Origin of the sequence: Solirubrobacter soli DSM 22325 (genome assembly GCF_000423665.1) — a bacterium.
Classification (GTDB): Bacteria; Actinomycetota; Thermoleophilia; order Solirubrobacterales; family Solirubrobacteraceae; genus Solirubrobacter; species Solirubrobacter soli.
Genome location: NZ_KE384071.1, coordinates 76,593 through 91,290 on the forward strand (window position 1 = coordinate 76,593; position 14,698 = coordinate 91,290).

The window sequence follows — 14,698 nt, forward strand, 5'->3', positions numbered from 1 at the left end:
TCGGGATTCCCAACGTCCCAGGTGGGTAGCGAAACGTTCGTGCGCGAACCCGACCCGATCCTGATCACCGGCGCGACCGGCTACGTGGGCTCCGAACTGGTTGCGGAATTGCAGGCCCGAGGGCACGCGATCCGGACCCTGAGCCGGAGCGGCGCAGGCGGAGGCGACGCACGCACCGGCGACGTCTTCACCGGCGACGGCCTCCCCGAGGCGCTCGCCGGGGTGAACACGGCGTACTACCTCGTCCACTCGATGGGCGCGGGCCGCGACTTCGCGGCCATGGACCGTCAGGCGGCGGTCAACTTCGCCGAGGCGGCCGCGCAAGCCGGCGTCGAACGCGTGCTCTACCTCGGCGGGCTCGGCTCCGAGGACTCCGAGCACCTGCGCAGCCGCCACGAGGTCGCCGAGCTGCTGCGCGCCCGGCTCGGCGAGCGGCTCGTCTACGTGCGGGCGGCGATGATCATCGGCCCCGGCAGCGCGTCCTACGACATCCTCGAGCACCTCGTCAAGCGGTTGCCGGTGATGATCGTGCCCCGCTGGCTGGACACCAGGACGCAGCCGATCGCGCTCTCCGACGTCGTGCGGACGCTCGCCGACGCGGGCGAGCGCGAGACGGCGCCGGAGGAGCTCCAGCTCGGCGGCGCCGAGGTCCTCACCTATCGTGAGATGATGCGCCGCGCCGCACCGCTCATGGGCCGCCGCCCACCGCTCGTCATCCGCGTTCCCGTGCTCACGCCGCGCCTGTCGTCTTACTGGGTCGCCCTCGTGACCCCGGTCTCCTACGGGCTCGTCAAGCCGTTGGTGGACGGTCTGGGCGCCGAGATGATCGTCGAGCGCGAGCCGCCGGCGGGCCTCAACGACCAGCCGCTGGGCTTCGAGGACGCGGTGAGGGAAGCAATCGCGTGAAGCTGCTCAACCGCCAGGGCGAGCGCAGGATCGCGAACGCGGTCCTCGCGGATCCCGAGGAGCACACGGTCATGGACGCCGAGGGCGCTGTGCGTTCGATCCAGGCCGCGAACGTCGACATGCCGACCGACGAGCTGCTCGAGCTGTGGAAGCCGGTCAACCTCGAACGCCTCGCCCGGACCTACTGGAAGTACCTGTCGCGGGTCACGCTCGGGATCATCCGCGTCACCTACACGGAGTCCGAGCGCGCGGTCGTGGTGATCGGCCGCCCGCTGGTGCTGCTGCGCTTCCGCGCGCCCGAGTACGACATCTCCGACGACCGCGGGATCGTGCGGTGGCAGATCCAGGACGGGCTGCTCGTGTCCAAGCGCAACGAGGGCTACCTGGAGATCGACGTCAAGCGGATGGAGTCCGACCGCGAGGGCTATTCGCGCGTGCATGTCGAGGTCGAGGTCGCGAACTTCTATCCCGCGCTGTCGACATTCATCGCGCGCTGGGTCTACGTCAACACCCAGTCGCGCATCCACGTGCTGGTGACGCACGGCTTCCTGCGCTCGCTGGCGCGGCTGCAGCTGGAGGAGTCCGCCGTGGGGCGGTTCTCGGGCCGGGAGCTCAAGGGCGCGGTCAACGTCGGCGACACGCCCTGGCAGGGCGTCGCCGCGCTCACGCTGATCCTAGGAGTGCTCGCGTCATCCCTGCGACTTCGACGAGCGCGGCGTGCGAAGAAGGGCTGGCGCCGATGGAGTTGATGAAGCCGTGGAAGAGCCCGGGGAACCGCCGCAGCTGCGACGGGACGCCGAGCTCGCGCAGCTTGGCCGCGTAGGCCTCGCCCTCGTCGCGCAGCGGGTCGAAGCCGGCGGTCACGAGCAGCGTCGGCGCCGAGTCCTTCAGCCGCGGGTTCAGCAGCGGCGAGATCAGCGGGTCCGCGGGATCGGTGTCCTGCGCCAGGAAGTGGCCCGTGAACCACGTCATCAGCTCGTCGGTGAGGAAGAACCCCTCGCCGAACATGTGGCGTGACGGGCGCTCCTGCGTGGCGTCGACGACCGGGTAGATCAGCAGCGCGAGGGCCGGGTCGAACTCGATCGCCAGCGTCGCGGCGAGGTTCCCGCCGGCGCTGTCGCCGCCGACGGCCACGCGCTCGTGGCGCTCCGCCGCCCAGCGGTACGCCGCGCGGGCGTCCTCGACGGCGCACGGGAACCGGTGCTCGGGCGCCTTGCGGTACTCGACGCTGAGCACGTCCACGCCCGCGTGGCGGCACAGCACGCGGCACGGCGCGTCGTGGGTGTCGAGGTCGCCGACGACGAAGCCGCCGCCGTGCAGGTAGAGCAGCAGCGGCTTGGTGCCCGGCTCCGCCGACGTGTAGCGGCGGGCGGGCAGGCCTTCGACCATGAGGTCCTCGACGCCGCCGACGGGCACGGTCCGCGTCCCGCGGGCGAGGAACGCCTCTTCGCGGGTCAGCTCGCGCGCCCGCTCGACGGTCAGGTGCTCGTCCCAGGCGGGCGCGCCGAGCACGTCGCGCAGCGCGAGCATGAGCTGCACGTCGGCCTCCAGCCGCTGGCCGTCGATGACGATCGGCGGCTGCCGCGACAGGCGCCGCTGGACCCGCGGCGAGAGGCGGGCGAGGCGCTGCGCGATGTACGCCTCGCCCTTCACCCCATCCGGTAGCCGGTCAGCTGGCGCAGCTTGGTGCGGTCGTGGCGTGAGGCGATGCGGCGCACCGTTCCTGAGCGGCTGCGCATCACCAGCGACTCGGTGGTCGCGCCGCGCGCGCCCTCGTAGTGCACGCCCTGGAGCATGTCGCCGTCGGTCACGCCGGTGGCGCTGAAGAAGCAGTTCTCGCCCTTGACCAGGTCGTCGTGGGTCATCACCTTGCTGACGTCATACCCGGCGTCCACGGCCTTCTGCGTCTCTTCGTCGTCGCGCGGCCACAGCCGGCCGATCATGCCGCCGCCGTAGCACTTCAGCGCGGCCGCGGTGATCACGCCCTCGGGCGTGCCGCCGATGCCCCACAGCAGGTCCACCGGGCGGTCCGGCGCGGCCGCCAGCAACGCGCCGGCGACGTCGCCGTCGGTGATCAGCCGCACGCGCCCTCCCGCCTCGCGGATCTGCTTGATCCCCTCCTCGTGGCGCGGGCGGTCGAGCACCACGACCATCACGTCGCGGACCTCGACGCCGCGGCGCTCGGCGATCAGCTCGACCGTCTTGCCGAGCGGGCGGTCGAAGTCGAGCAGGTCGACCAGACCCTCGGCGGCGGCCATCTTCTCCATGTAGAAGACCGGTCCCGGGTCGAACATCGTGCCGCGCTCGGACAACGCGATCACGCTGACCGCGTTGGGGCGCCCCTGCGCGGTCAGGCGGGTGCCGTCGAGCGGGTCGACCGCGATGTCGACGTGCGGCGGCGTGCCGTCGCCGACGACCTCGCCGTTGGCCAGCATCGGCGCCTCGTCCTTCTCGCCCTCGCCGATCACGACCACGCCGTCCATGTGGATCGTGTGCAGCACGGCGTGCATGCCGTCCACCGCCGCCTGGTCGGCGGCCTCCTTGTCGCCCATGCCGACGAAGCGCGCGGCCTGCAGCGCGGCGGCCTCCGTCACGCGCACGAGCTCGAGCGCGAGGTTGCGGTCCGGCGGCATGTCGTCGCGTGGCGCGGTCATAGGACTCCTGGGGGCTTTCGTGGTCGTTCAGTGCCGCCGGCACGCGTCGCGCCGCCGACGATGATCGCCGCGATGCCGAGCAGCGCGACGAACCAGCCGTACTTCAGCGAGATCTGCCCGGACGGGTCGCCCGGCCGGTCGATCAGCCCCACGTAGAGGACGAGGACGAGCGCGATCATCCCGACCACCGCGGTCATCTCCCCGCGCGGCCAGGACAGCTGGTGGTCGCGCACGATCACCCACGCGAGGATCAGCGGCGCGGCCGCCGCCGCGAGCAGCAGCCAGCGCAGGATCGGGTGCGCCTCCCACGCGCTGAACGAGCCGGTGGCGCCGTCGATGTTCGCGTTGCGGTTGTCCGGGTTGGTCGCGTACCAGGGCAGGAACACGCCGAGCGCGAGCAGCAGGCCGCCGACCACGGCGACCAGTTCCCCGCGTCCAAGACGGCCGAGGCTCATGTGGGGCGAGCCTATAACGTGCCGTGAGGTGAGCGACGCACTGGTGGTGGGGGACGACGGCAAGGCGCGGTGCTACTGGGCGACGTCGGCGCCCGAGTACATCGCGTACCACGACGAGGAGTGGGGCCGACCGGTCACCACCGACCAGGGGCTGTACGAGCGGATGACGCTCGAGGCGTTCCAGTCCGGGCTCGCGTGGATCACGATCCTCCGCAAGCGCGAGGGCTTCCGGGCGGCGTTCTCCGGCTTCGACATCGAGGCGGTCGCCGCGTTCGGCGAGGAGGACGTGGCGCGGCTGATGGCCGACGCGGGGATCGTCCGCAACCGGCTGAAGATCGAGGCCGCGATCAACAACGCCCGCGCCGCGCAGGACGTCGGGCTCGCCGAGCTGATCTGGTCGCACGCGCCCGATCCGCTCCCGCCGAGGCCGCGCGGGCGAGGCGAAGGCCAGGCGACCACGCCCGAGTCCGTCGCGCTCGCGAAGGCGCTGAAGAAGGCGGGGTTCCGCTTCGTCGGCCCGACGACCGCCTACGCGATGATGCAGGCATGCGGCCTCGTCGACGACCACTTCGAGGGCTGTCATGTTCCGGCGCCTGATCGACGGGGGTGAGGTCGGCGCGCTCGAAGCGCTCGGCGACCTCGGTGCCCGCGCCACGGACGAGCGGCCGCACGTCTTCTTCAACTTCGTCACGACGCTCGACGGGCGGGCGGCGCTGGACGGCACGACGCGGCCGTTGGGCGGCGAGGGCGACCTCGAGCTCCTGCTGTCGCTGCGCACCGTCGCCGACGCCGTGCTCGTCGGTCCGGGAACGATCCGCGCCGAGGGCTACGGCCGGCTGATCGGTCCCGACCGGCGCCCGGAGCCGCCGCCGGTGGTGCTGATCTCACGGCGGTTCGACCTCCCCTGGGCGGCGCCGCTGTTCGAGGCCGCCGACCAGCCCGTGATCGTCTACACGCAAAGCGACGGACCGGTGCCCGAGGTGGCCGCGCCGGTCGAGGTCGTGCGGCTCGCCGACGCCCGGCCGGCCGCCGTGCTGGCCGACCTGCGCGCCCGCGGCGTGCGGGCGCTGCTCTCAGAGGGCGGGCCGACGCTCTTCCACGCCCTGCTGCAGGACGGGCTCGTCGACGAGCTGTTCCTCACCGTGTCGCCCCTGCTCACCGGCGACCAGGCCGAGACCGGCATCCTCTCGGGCGCGCGCCTGCCCGAGCCGGCGCGCATGCAGCTGTCGGGGGCGTTGAGGGCCGGGGACGAACTGTTCCTGCGCTACGCGACCCTCCGCTAGCTTTGGGCTCGATGTTCCGGGGGATAGTGGTTGCGGTCGCGCTCGTGTGCGCGCTGCCGGCATCGGCGCGGGCCGCCGACATCAGCGTCGACGCCAACGGCGTCCTGCACTACACGGGTGCCGCGGGCAAGACGAGCAACGTGCGGTTCGCGGAGACCGCGCCCCTCACGGTGACCGTGCAGCGGTTCGCGGGCAGCGGCGACGACGACGACATCACGACGCCCGGCGCGGGATGCACCGGCACGAACCCGTACGTCTGCAGCGGCGTCGAGAGCGCGATCCTCGACGCCGGCGACATGAGCGACCGCGTCGAGGCCGGCTGGCTCGCGACCCCGAACGACCCGAGCAGCTTCACCGGCCTGAAGACGATCCCGGCGCTCATCACCGGCGACGAGGGCAACGACGTCCTCGCCGGCGGCAACGCCGACGATCGCATCGACGGCGGCGCCGGCAACGACGACATCGACGGGTTCGCCGGCAACGACACGCTGCTCGGCGCCGACGGGAACGACGACCTCAAGCCCAACAACGGCAGCGACACGGTCGTCGGCGGCGATGGGATCGACACGGTGACCTACGGCCGCCGCGTCTCGCCCACCTACTCGCTCGACGGGCTGCGCAACGACGGCACCGCGGGCGAGAACGACCTGATCGGCGCCGACGTCGAGAACGTCGAGGCCGCGGCCGACAGCGACACGCAGACCGTCACGATCACCGGCGACGGCCGCGCCAACCGGCTGACCGTCCAGGTGGGCAAGGGGAACATCACCGGCGGCGAGGGCGCCGACGTCCTCGAGGGCGCGAACCAGGACGACACGATCAACTCGCGCGACGGCTCGCCCGACGTCGTGATCTGCAACGGCGGCACCGACACGGTGCTCGCCGACACGCTCGACCAGATCTCCCCCAGTTGCGAGAACGTCCAGGTGCTGGCCACGCCGGGCGGGCCCTTCGACGACCGCCCGCCGATGCTCGCCTGGGCCGCGCCCGTCGCGAACGCGGCGATCACCGCCAACGCGACGACGGTGCTGTCGGTCAACGCCTCCGACGACCGCGGGCTGGCCAAGATGCAGTTCTACGACGACGACCGGCTCATCTGCGAGCTCACCGCCCCGCCGTTCGACTGCGCGTATCAGCCGCGCGGCGGCGACGTCGGCCGCAACACGCTGATCGCGGTCGCCACCGACGGCGCCGGCCAGACGACGAGCGCCGTGCGCGCGATCACCGTCCGCCGCTTCGCGGCCAAGGACATGACATTGACGCTGCGCCCGAGCCGCGACCGCAAGGCGCCGTACGCGTTCAGCCTCGAGGGCAAGATCACCCGCCCGGAACCGGTCTCGCCCTCGCAGGGGTGCACGGGGACGATCACGTTCTCGGCCAAGCGCGGCACCAAGCTGATCTCCATCAAGCGGGTGACGCTCACCCGCACGTGCGAGTACAAGTCGACGTTCTCGTTCAAGACCCGCACCGCATCGAGGGTCCGCTTCCAGGCGAAGTTCGGCGGCAACGAGGTGCTCACCGGCGCCTCGTCGAAGGTCCGCAGCGCCCGCCTGGGCTAGCGTCCCTGGGATGCACATCGAGGGAGCGAACGCGCTCGTAGCGGGAGGGGCGTCGGGTCTCGGCGCCGCCACCGCGCGGGCGCTGCATGAAGCCGGCGCCAACGTCACCATCGCCGACATCGACGCCGAGCGCGGAGCCGCCCTGGCCGACGAGCTCGGCGCGCGGTTCGTCGCCACCGACGTCACCGACGAGGCCCAGGTCCAGGCCGCCGTCGACGCCGCCGCGGGCGAGGACGGGCTGCGCGTGAGCGTCAGCTGCGCGGGCATCGGCCCGGCCGAGAAGACCGCCGGCCGCAAGGGCCCGCACGACCTCGCGCTGTTCGAGCGCGTGATCGCGATCAACCTGATCGGCAGCTTCAACGTCCTGCGCCTGGCCGCAGCGAAGATGCTCGCCAACGCCCCCGACGACGAGGGCCAGCGCGGCGTGCACATCAACACCGCCTCGATCGCCGCCTTCGACGGCCAGATCGGCCAGGTCGCCTACTCGGCGTCCAAGGGCGGCATCGTCGGCCTCACGCTCCCCGCCGCCCGCGACCTCTCGCGGGACGGCATCCGGGTCTGCGCGATCGCGCCGGGCCTGTTCGACACCCCGCTGCTCGCCGGCCTCCCGGAGGAGGTCCGCACCTCCCTGGGGGCGACGGTCCCCAACCCGCCGCGCCTCGGCCGCCCCGACGAGTACGCCGCGCTGGCGCTGCACATCGTGTCGAACACGATGCTCAACGGCGAGGTCATCCGCCTCGACGGCGCGCTGCGCATGGCGCCGCGCTAGCCGCGTCAGCACACCGACCCGGGTGGGCGCGCCCGATCGCGGCGCGCGCCCGCTGCGCAAACGGAGCAGGCGAAGTAGCATCTCAGTCCACCCCACTGAGATCTATTGCGTGTGGCCATAGCGGGTGGTACTCTTACGAGAAGTAAGTACCTTCGAGAAAGTGAAACCGCACGCGATGACATCCCTCTTGCTCGTCCCGCTGGACGACACGGTGGTCTTCCCCACCATGGATGTGACGCTTCCCGTCCACGTGGGCGACGAGGAGCGGGTCCTGTTGATCCCGCGTCACGACGGCGAGTTCGCCAAGGTCGGGACGATCGCGGAGGTCACGGACCACATCCGACTTCCTGGTGGCGGCCGTGCCGTCGCCCTCTCCGGCGTCGCCCGCGGCGTGGCCGGGGCGGCCCACACCGATGAGCTCGGGCGCCTGCTGATCGAGGTCGCCGAGCACGTCGACGACAAGCCGGTCGACGGCCGCACCCGCAACCTGGAGCGCGAGTACCGCGCGATCATCGAGGAGATCCTCGAGCTGCGCGGCGCGGACGACCGGATCGCGCAGTTCCTGCGCGCGATCGCCGACCCGGGCCCGCTCGCGGACACGATCGGGTATGCGCCCGACGTCTCCTTCGAGGACAAGGTCCGCGCGCTGGAGACGCTCGACGTCGCCGATCGCCTCGCGATCGTCGTCGAGCTGCAGCGCGAGCGCCTGACCGAGCTGCAGCTGCGTAAGAAGATCCGCGAGGACGTCCAGTCCGGCGCGGACAAGCAGCAGCGCGAGTACATCCTGCGCAAGCAGATGGAGTCCATCCAGCGCGAGCTGGGCGAGGACGGCGCGTCGGTCGCCGAGGAGTACCGCAAGAAGATCGCCGAGGCCGGCATGCCTGACTCCGTGAAGGAGCAGGCGGACAAGGAGCTCGCGCGCCTGGAGCGCATGGGCGAGCAGTCCGGCGAGGCGTCGATGATCCGCACGTACCTCGACTGGCTGATCGCGGTGCCGTGGAGCAAGACCTCCGACGAGAAGCTCGATCCGAAGTCCGCGCGTGAGGTGCTCGACGCCGACCACGCGGGCCTGGACGACGTCAAGGACCGCATCACCGAGTACCTGGCCGTCAAGAAGCTGCGCACCGAGCGGGGCATCAAGGAGGACAAGCGCTCCGGCGCGATCCTCACGCTGATCGGCCCGCCTGGCACCGGCAAGACCTCGATCGGCGAGTCGATCGCCCGCGCGACCGGCCGTGAGTTCGTCCGCATGTCGCTCGGCGGCGTCCGCGACGAGGCCGAGATCCGCGGTCACCGCCGCACGTACATCGGCGCGCTCCCGGGCCGCCTGGTGCGGGCGCTGCGCGACGCGGGGACGATGAACCCGGTGATCATGCTCGACGAGGTCGACAAGGTCGGCGCCGACTGGCGCGGCGACCCGTCCGCGGCCCTGCTCGAGGTGCTCGATCCGGCCCAGAACCACAGCTTCCGCGACCACTACCTGGACGTGGAGCTCGACCTGAGCCAGGTCATGTTCATCGCGACCGCCAACGTGGCTGAGACCATCCCCGGTCCCTTGCTGGACCGCATGGAGGTCATCCGCTTCGACGGCTACACGGTCGCCGAGAAGACCGCGATCGCGCGTGGCTACCTGTGGCCGCGGCAGCGTGAGCGCAACGGCCTGCTCGAGGAGGAGATCTCGATCTCCGACGAGCTGCTGACCCAGATCGCCTCCGAGTACACCCGTGAGGCGGGCGTCCGCAACCTCGAGCGCGAGCTCGGCACGATCCTGCGCAAGACCGCGACCCGGATCGCCTCCGGCAAGGCCGAGGCGCCGGTCGAGATCAACCTGGAGATCGTGCGCGACGCGCTCGGCCGCCAGAAGGTCTTCCAGGAGGCGGCGCTGCGCACGGCGGTCCCGGGCGTGGCCACGGGCCTCGCGGTGACCGGCACGGGCGGCGACGTCCTGTTCATCGAGGCGACCCAGATGAAGGGCAAGGGCCAGGGCGGCCTGACCCTCACCGGGCAGTTGGGCGACGTGATGAAGGAGTCGACGCGGATCGCGCTCTCCTACGTCCGCGGCCACGCGGACGAGCTGGGCATCCCGGCCGACGCCTTCGATGACCGCGAGTTCCACGTCCACGTGCCCGCCGGCGCGATCCCGAAGGACGGCCCGAGCGCCGGCGTCACGATGACGACCGCGCTGGCGTCGCTCCTCACCGGGCGCCCGGTCAAGCACACGGTCGGCATGACCGGCGAGGTCACGCTGCAGGGCCGCGTGCTGCCGATCGGCGGCCTCAAGCAGAAGGTCCTGGCCGCGCACGCCGCGGGGCTGACGACCGTGATCCTGCCCGAGCGCAACCGCGGCGACCTGGACGACGTCCCCAAGGACGTGCGCGACGTGATGTCCTTCCACCCCGTCATGAGCATCGACGAGGTGCTCGAGCTGGCTTTGGAGCCTGCGCCGAATACGGTGGCTGTGTGACGGCAGCCTTCCGGCGCTTCGAGGGAGGCGGTGACGGCCCGGGAGGGCGTCACCGCCAACCCCCTCCTGCGGGCAAGCCCAAGACGCCCGACCTGACGCGCCGGATCGTCCGGCTGTTCCGCCCGTACCGCGGGCGCCTCACCGTCGTCCTGATCCTGATCGCGATCGCGGCGGCGCTGTCGATGATCTCGCCGTTCCTGCTCAGGGACGTGCTCGATCACGCGATCCCCGACAACGAGGACGACCTGCTGTTCGCCCTGGTCGGCGGGATGATCGCCATCTCGATCGCGACCGGGGTGCTGGGCGTCGGCCAGACCTGGCTCACCAACGTGGTGGGCCAGCGGGTCATGCACGACCTGCGCACGCAGGTCTACCAGCACCTCCAGCGGCTCTCGCTGGCGTTCTTCACCAAGACCCGCACGGGCGAGATCCAGTCGCGGATCGCCAACGACATCGGCGGCGTGCAGAGCGTCGTGACGTCGACCGCGGCGTCGATCGTCTCCAACGTGACGACGGTGATCGCGAGCGTCGTCGCCATGTTCCTGCTCGACTGGCGCCTGGCGCTGTTCTCGCTCGCGCTGCTGCCGTTCTTCGTGCTGCTCTCGCGCCGTGTGGGCGCGCAGCGGCGCAAGATCACGACGGTCAAGCAGGGCGCGATGGCCGACATCTCCTCGCTCGTGCAGGAGTCGCTCTCGGTGAGCGGGATCCTGCTCGGCAAGACGATGGGCCGCTCGCCCGAGCTGGCCTCCCGCTTCGAGCGCGAGTCGGAGAACCTGGCCGACCTCGAGGTGCGCTCGCGGATGGCGGGCCGCTGGATGATGGCCGCGATCCAGACCTCGTTCGCGGTCATGCCCGCGCTGGTCTACCTGTTCGCGGGCCTGGCGCCGGGCGCCGCCTCGATCGGCACGATCGTCGCCTTCACCACGCTGCAGACGCGGCTCTTCTTCCCCGTGCAGTCGCTCTTGAGCGTCGCCGTGGACATCCAGACCTCGGTGGCGCTGTTCGACCGCGTCTTCGAGTACCTCGACCTGCCGATCGACATCCACCCCGGCACGCGCACCTTGGACGACGTCCGCGGCGAGGTCCGCTTCGAGGGCGTCTGGTTCCGCTATGGGGACGAGTGGACGCTGCGCGACATCGACGTCACCGTCCCGCCGGGCACGCGCACGGCGCTGGTGGGCGAGACGGGCGCGGGCAAGACCTCTTTGGGCTACCTCGCCGCGCGGCTGTACGACCCCGAGCAGGGCGCGGTGACGATCGACGGCACCGACCTGCGCGAGCTCACCTTCGACTCGCTCGCGGACACCGTGGGCGTCGTCTCACAGGAGACGTACCTCTTCCATGCCTCGGTGCGCGAGAACCTGCGGTTCGCGCGGCCGGACGCGACCGACTCCGAGATCGAGGACGCGGCGCGCGCCGCCCAGATCCACGACACGATCGCGAACCTGCCCGACGGCTACGACACCGTCGTCGGCGAGCGTGGGTTCCGCTTCAGCGGTGGCGAGAAGCAGCGGATCGCGATCGCCCGCACGATCCTGCGCAACCCGCCGGTGCTCGTGCTCGACGAGGCGACCAGCGCGTTGGACGTCGCCACCGAGCGGGCGGTGGGCGAGGCGCTGGAGCGGCTCGCCGAGGGCCGCACGACGCTGGTCATCGCGCACCGCCTCTCGACGGTCCGCGACGCCGACCAGATCGTCGTCCTCGACCAGGGCGAGGTCGCCGAGCGCGGCACCCACGAGGAGCTGCTGGCGCTCGGTGGCAAGTACGCCGCGCTCGTGGCGCGCGACGAGGGGTCCGCGCTCCGTGCGTAGCGCGGCGTGGGCCGGCGCACGGTGCGTCGCGGCGCGTCAGCCGCGGGCTTTCGCGCCGCCGCGGAAGCGGCGCACCTTCGCGCCGCCGCGCGGCCGCTTCCCCGGGCGCGCTTTGGTCACCTTGGCGTCGATCGGCGTGCTCATGTCGGCCTGGATCTGGGCCGGCGTGAGCGCGCTGTCGTAGACGCGGACCTCGTCCAGGCGGCCCTTGAACCACTCCTTCCAGACCGCGTTGCCGCCGAAGCGCAGCGGGTAGGAGCCGCCCGCGATCGTCCCGCTGAACGGGGCGCTGCCGGACAGCCTGCCGTTGACGTAGCGGCGGATCGTCCTGCCGTCGTAGGTCATCGCCAGGTGCGTCCAGGTCCGCAGCTTCGGCGCCGTGCCGCGGGCGAACTTCGAGCCGATGCCGGCCTCGTCGCCATAGAGCGACCAGGCGGCGTCGCGCCTGGTCTCGCGCAGCGCGAGCGAGCCGCCCTTGCGGGTCGGGTACACCCACGCCTCGACCGTCATCGCCTTGGCGAGCTTCGGCGCCTTCACGGTCACCCAGTCGTCGACGCCGTCGAAGTCGAGCGCATTGCCGAACTTCCCGCCGCGCACGCGTAGCGGCCCTGAGAGCTTCCCGTTCGTCACCTTCGTGCCCGACGGCTCGTCGAAGCCCCAGGCCGCGACCGCCTTCGGGCGAGGTGGCGCCGCGCAGACGCACGGCGGCGGGCCGGCAGAGGCGAAGTTCGCCGTGTAGGTGATGCTGCCGCCGTCGGGCACGGTGGTCGTGTGCACGCGGGCGCCGCCGTCGCTCCATGACGTCCATGGGAGGCCCGCCTGCGGCGAGGGCGCGTTGAGCGAGACCACCGACCGCGCGAGCACCGTGCGCGTGAAGGGCGCCGGCAGCGACTCGCTCCCGAACGGCAGCTGCATGCCGGGCGGCGAGCTCGCGAGCGTGACGTCGGTCGTGCGCGGGTCGAGCCGGACCGTCTGCGTGGTGTGCAGCCCGTCGGCGTCGGTCGCGGTCGCCGAGAGCTCGAGGTGCGACGGGTACTCGTGGTCGGGGGCGACGAACGAGCCGGACGTCCCGGTGAAGTTCTGGAGCGCGTGCGTGTGGCACTGGCTCGCGTCCAGCCGCGAGCAGTGGCGCAGGTTCAGCGCCCACGTGAGCGTGCTGCCAGGGCTCCCGTGGCCGGCGAAGGCGATCGTGTCCCCGACGGCCCAGGTCGTCGCCGACGTCGGCGTGTCGATGGCGGCCGTCGGCGGGACGCCGACCGTGATCGTCCTGCTCGCGGTCCCGCTCAGGCCGGCGCGGTTGGTCACCCGCAGGCGCACGTCGACGTACCCGCGCCTCGTGTAGGTGAAGACCGGCGTGTCCGAGGTCGAGTCGTCGTAGGCGCCGTCGCCGTCGAGGTCCCAGGCGTAGTCGAGCGCGCCGTTCTCCGGATCGTGCGATCCGCGCCCGTCGAAGTGGACCTCCAGCGGCGGCTCCTTCGCGTCCGCCGAGGCCGTGATGCTCGCCGTCGGCGCGCGGTAGGAGATGCGGCGGATCTCGCCGTCGTTGAGGTCGGCGTAGTAGAGCGCGTCGTCCGGCCCTTCGGTGAGGAACACCGGCCCGGGGGCGTCGCCGGCGAACAGCCGCCGCTGCGCGGGGTCCGGCTGCCCGTCGTCACCGAGCGGCATGAACCAGAGGCAGTTGCGCGAGTAGTCGCCGAAGAACAGCCCGCCGCGATAGGCCGCGGGGAACGCGGTGCCGGTGTAGAAGGTCACGGCGGAGATCGACGAGTCGCCGGGCGCGCAGCCGTCGCCGTCGACGACCTCGTCCGCGTGGTTGTAGGTGAAGACCGGCGGCGTCGCGGAGCCTTCGGCGTAGAGCGTCTCGCACGTCGTGAAGTCGTAGTCGTCGTAGGCGGGCTGGCGGCCCGGACCCTCGTAGCAGGGCCAGCCGTAGTTGCGCACGATGCCGTCGACCGGCACGCGGTTGAGCTCCTCCCACGTGGTCCAGCCGACGTCGCCCAGCCAGATGTCGCTCGTGCCGGGGCGGAAGGTAAAGCGGAAGGGGTTGCGGAAGCCGTAGGCGACGACGTTCTCGCGGCTGAACGACGGGTGGTCCGGGTCGATGCGCAGGACCGCGCCGTCGGGGGTGAACGGCTGCCCCGCGGGGCGGCGATAGGCCTGGGCGCGCAACGCGCCGCCCTGGCTGTCGGGCGGGCCGATGTCGCCGGCGGTGTCGGGCGGGTCGCCGCAGACGTTGCCGATCTGGCCGAAGTCCGGGAAGTCGAAGTGCGCGCCCTCGCCGGCGCTGAGGTAGAGCATGCCGTCGGGCCCGAACGCCAGCGTGCCGATCGAGTGGCTCGGGAACTGCTGGCAGAAGTCAGTGGCCAGCACGTGCTCGCCGCCGGACGCGTCGAGCCACGAGAGGCGCCCGTCGATCCTGCAGCCGGGCGCGAGGGTGCCGCCGTTCGGGCAACTGTCGCCCCACCCGGTGTCGTGCGAGTACAGGACGAAGACGCGGCCGTCGGGCGCGATCGCCATCCCCAGCAGACCGCGGTCCCAGTAGTCCTGCACCTGCGCGCGCAGGTCGGCGAAGCGCGTCGGGGTCGGGTCGTCGACGGAGTCGTACGTGTAGATCAGCCCGGCCTTGGTGGCGACGAACACGCGGCCGTCAGGCGCGAAGCGCACCACGGTCGGGTTGCCGAGCCCTCGCCACACGGTGGACTCGCTGAACCCGGGCGGCAGCGTCGTCGCACGCGCGGGTGCGGCGAGAACTCCGACGAGCAGGACAGCGACCAGCAGAACCCTCCGCACGGGGCGG

General features: G+C 71.8%; 12 protein-coding genes. 8 read left to right on the forward strand and 4 right to left on the reverse strand.

Annotation, left to right across the window (positions count from 1 at the left end):
* Positions 1-39 precede the first annotated feature (39 nt).
* Together G569_RS54545 and G569_RS0136190 are read left to right on the forward strand one after the other, a co-directional pair.
* Entirely contained in the window at positions 40-906 is an 867-nt protein-coding gene (locus G569_RS54545; protein ID WP_084286197.1) for an NAD(P)H-binding protein, read from the forward strand.
* On the forward strand, positions 903-1,655 hold the full coding sequence (locus G569_RS0136190; protein WP_028067027.1) for a hypothetical protein: 753 nt from the start codon (positions 903-905) through the stop codon (positions 1,653-1,655). The genes G569_RS54545 and G569_RS0136190 overlap by 4 nt, the downstream gene beginning before the upstream one ends.
* Here the strand turns inward: G569_RS0136190 and G569_RS54550 are convergent.
* The 3 genes from G569_RS54550 to G569_RS0136205 are packed head-to-tail and all read right to left on the reverse strand — an operon-like array spanning position 1,570 to position 4,015.
* Complete coding sequence (locus G569_RS54550) at positions 1,570-2,559, reverse strand: alpha/beta hydrolase (protein ID WP_037501740.1); 990 nt, start codon at positions 2,557-2,559, stop codon at positions 1,570-1,572. The genes G569_RS0136190 and G569_RS54550 overlap by 86 nt on opposite strands.
* Positions 2,556-3,560 carry a class II fructose-bisphosphatase gene (gene glpX / locus G569_RS0136200; protein WP_028067028.1) on the reverse strand — a complete coding sequence of 335 codons (1,005 nt, stop codon included), beginning with the start codon at positions 3,558-3,560 and terminating at the stop codon, positions 2,556-2,558. The genes G569_RS54550 and glpX overlap by 4 nt, the downstream gene beginning before the upstream one ends.
* The gene (locus G569_RS0136205; RefSeq protein WP_157592552.1) at positions 3,557-4,015 is read right to left on the reverse strand and encodes a hypothetical protein; all 459 of its coding nucleotides are present in this window, start codon (positions 4,013-4,015) and stop codon (positions 3,557-3,559) included. The genes glpX and G569_RS0136205 overlap by 4 nt, the downstream gene beginning before the upstream one ends.
* Between G569_RS0136205 and G569_RS0136210 the strand changes: the two genes are divergently transcribed.
* The 6 genes from G569_RS0136210 to G569_RS54560 all read left to right on the forward strand — a co-directional run bounded on the left by G569_RS0136210 (position 4,014) and on the right by G569_RS54560 (position 11,901).
* Entirely contained in the window at positions 4,014-4,625 is a 612-nt protein-coding gene (locus G569_RS0136210; protein WP_084286198.1) for a DNA-3-methyladenine glycosylase I, read from the forward strand. The genes G569_RS0136205 and G569_RS0136210 overlap by 2 nt on opposite strands.
* On the forward strand, positions 4,597-5,298 hold the full coding sequence (locus tag G569_RS54555) for a dihydrofolate reductase family protein (protein WP_084286113.1): 702 nt from the start codon (positions 4,597-4,599) through the stop codon (positions 5,296-5,298). Before G569_RS0136210 ends, G569_RS54555 begins: the two co-directional genes overlap by 29 nt.
* Positions 5,299-5,309: 11 nt before the next feature.
* On the forward strand, positions 5,310-6,857 hold the full coding sequence (locus tag G569_RS63310) for an Ig-like domain-containing protein (protein WP_157592553.1): 1,548 nt from the start codon (positions 5,310-5,312) through the stop codon (positions 6,855-6,857).
* Between the two features lie 10 nt (positions 6,858-6,867).
* The gene (locus G569_RS0136225) at positions 6,868-7,626 is read left to right on the forward strand and encodes an SDR family NAD(P)-dependent oxidoreductase (protein WP_028067031.1); all 759 of its coding nucleotides are present in this window, start codon (positions 6,868-6,870) and stop codon (positions 7,624-7,626) included.
* A gap of 175 nt (positions 7,627-7,801) precedes the next feature.
* On the forward strand, positions 7,802-10,090 hold the full coding sequence (gene lon / locus G569_RS0136230; protein ID WP_028067032.1) for an endopeptidase La: 2,289 nt from the start codon (positions 7,802-7,804) through the stop codon (positions 10,088-10,090).
* A gap of 92 nt (positions 10,091-10,182) precedes the next feature.
* Positions 10,183-11,901, forward strand: coding sequence for an ABC transporter ATP-binding protein (locus tag G569_RS54560; RefSeq protein ID WP_037502017.1), 1,719 nt, complete (start codon positions 10,183-10,185; stop codon positions 11,899-11,901).
* Positions 11,902-11,937: 36 nt separating this feature from the next.
* Here the strand turns inward: G569_RS54560 and G569_RS54565 are convergent, their stop codons facing one another.
* On the reverse strand, positions 11,938-14,691 hold the full coding sequence (locus tag G569_RS54565; RefSeq protein WP_053227517.1) for a LamG-like jellyroll fold domain-containing protein: 2,754 nt from the start codon (positions 14,689-14,691) through the stop codon (positions 11,938-11,940).
* Between the last annotated feature and the right edge of the window lie 7 nt (positions 14,692-14,698).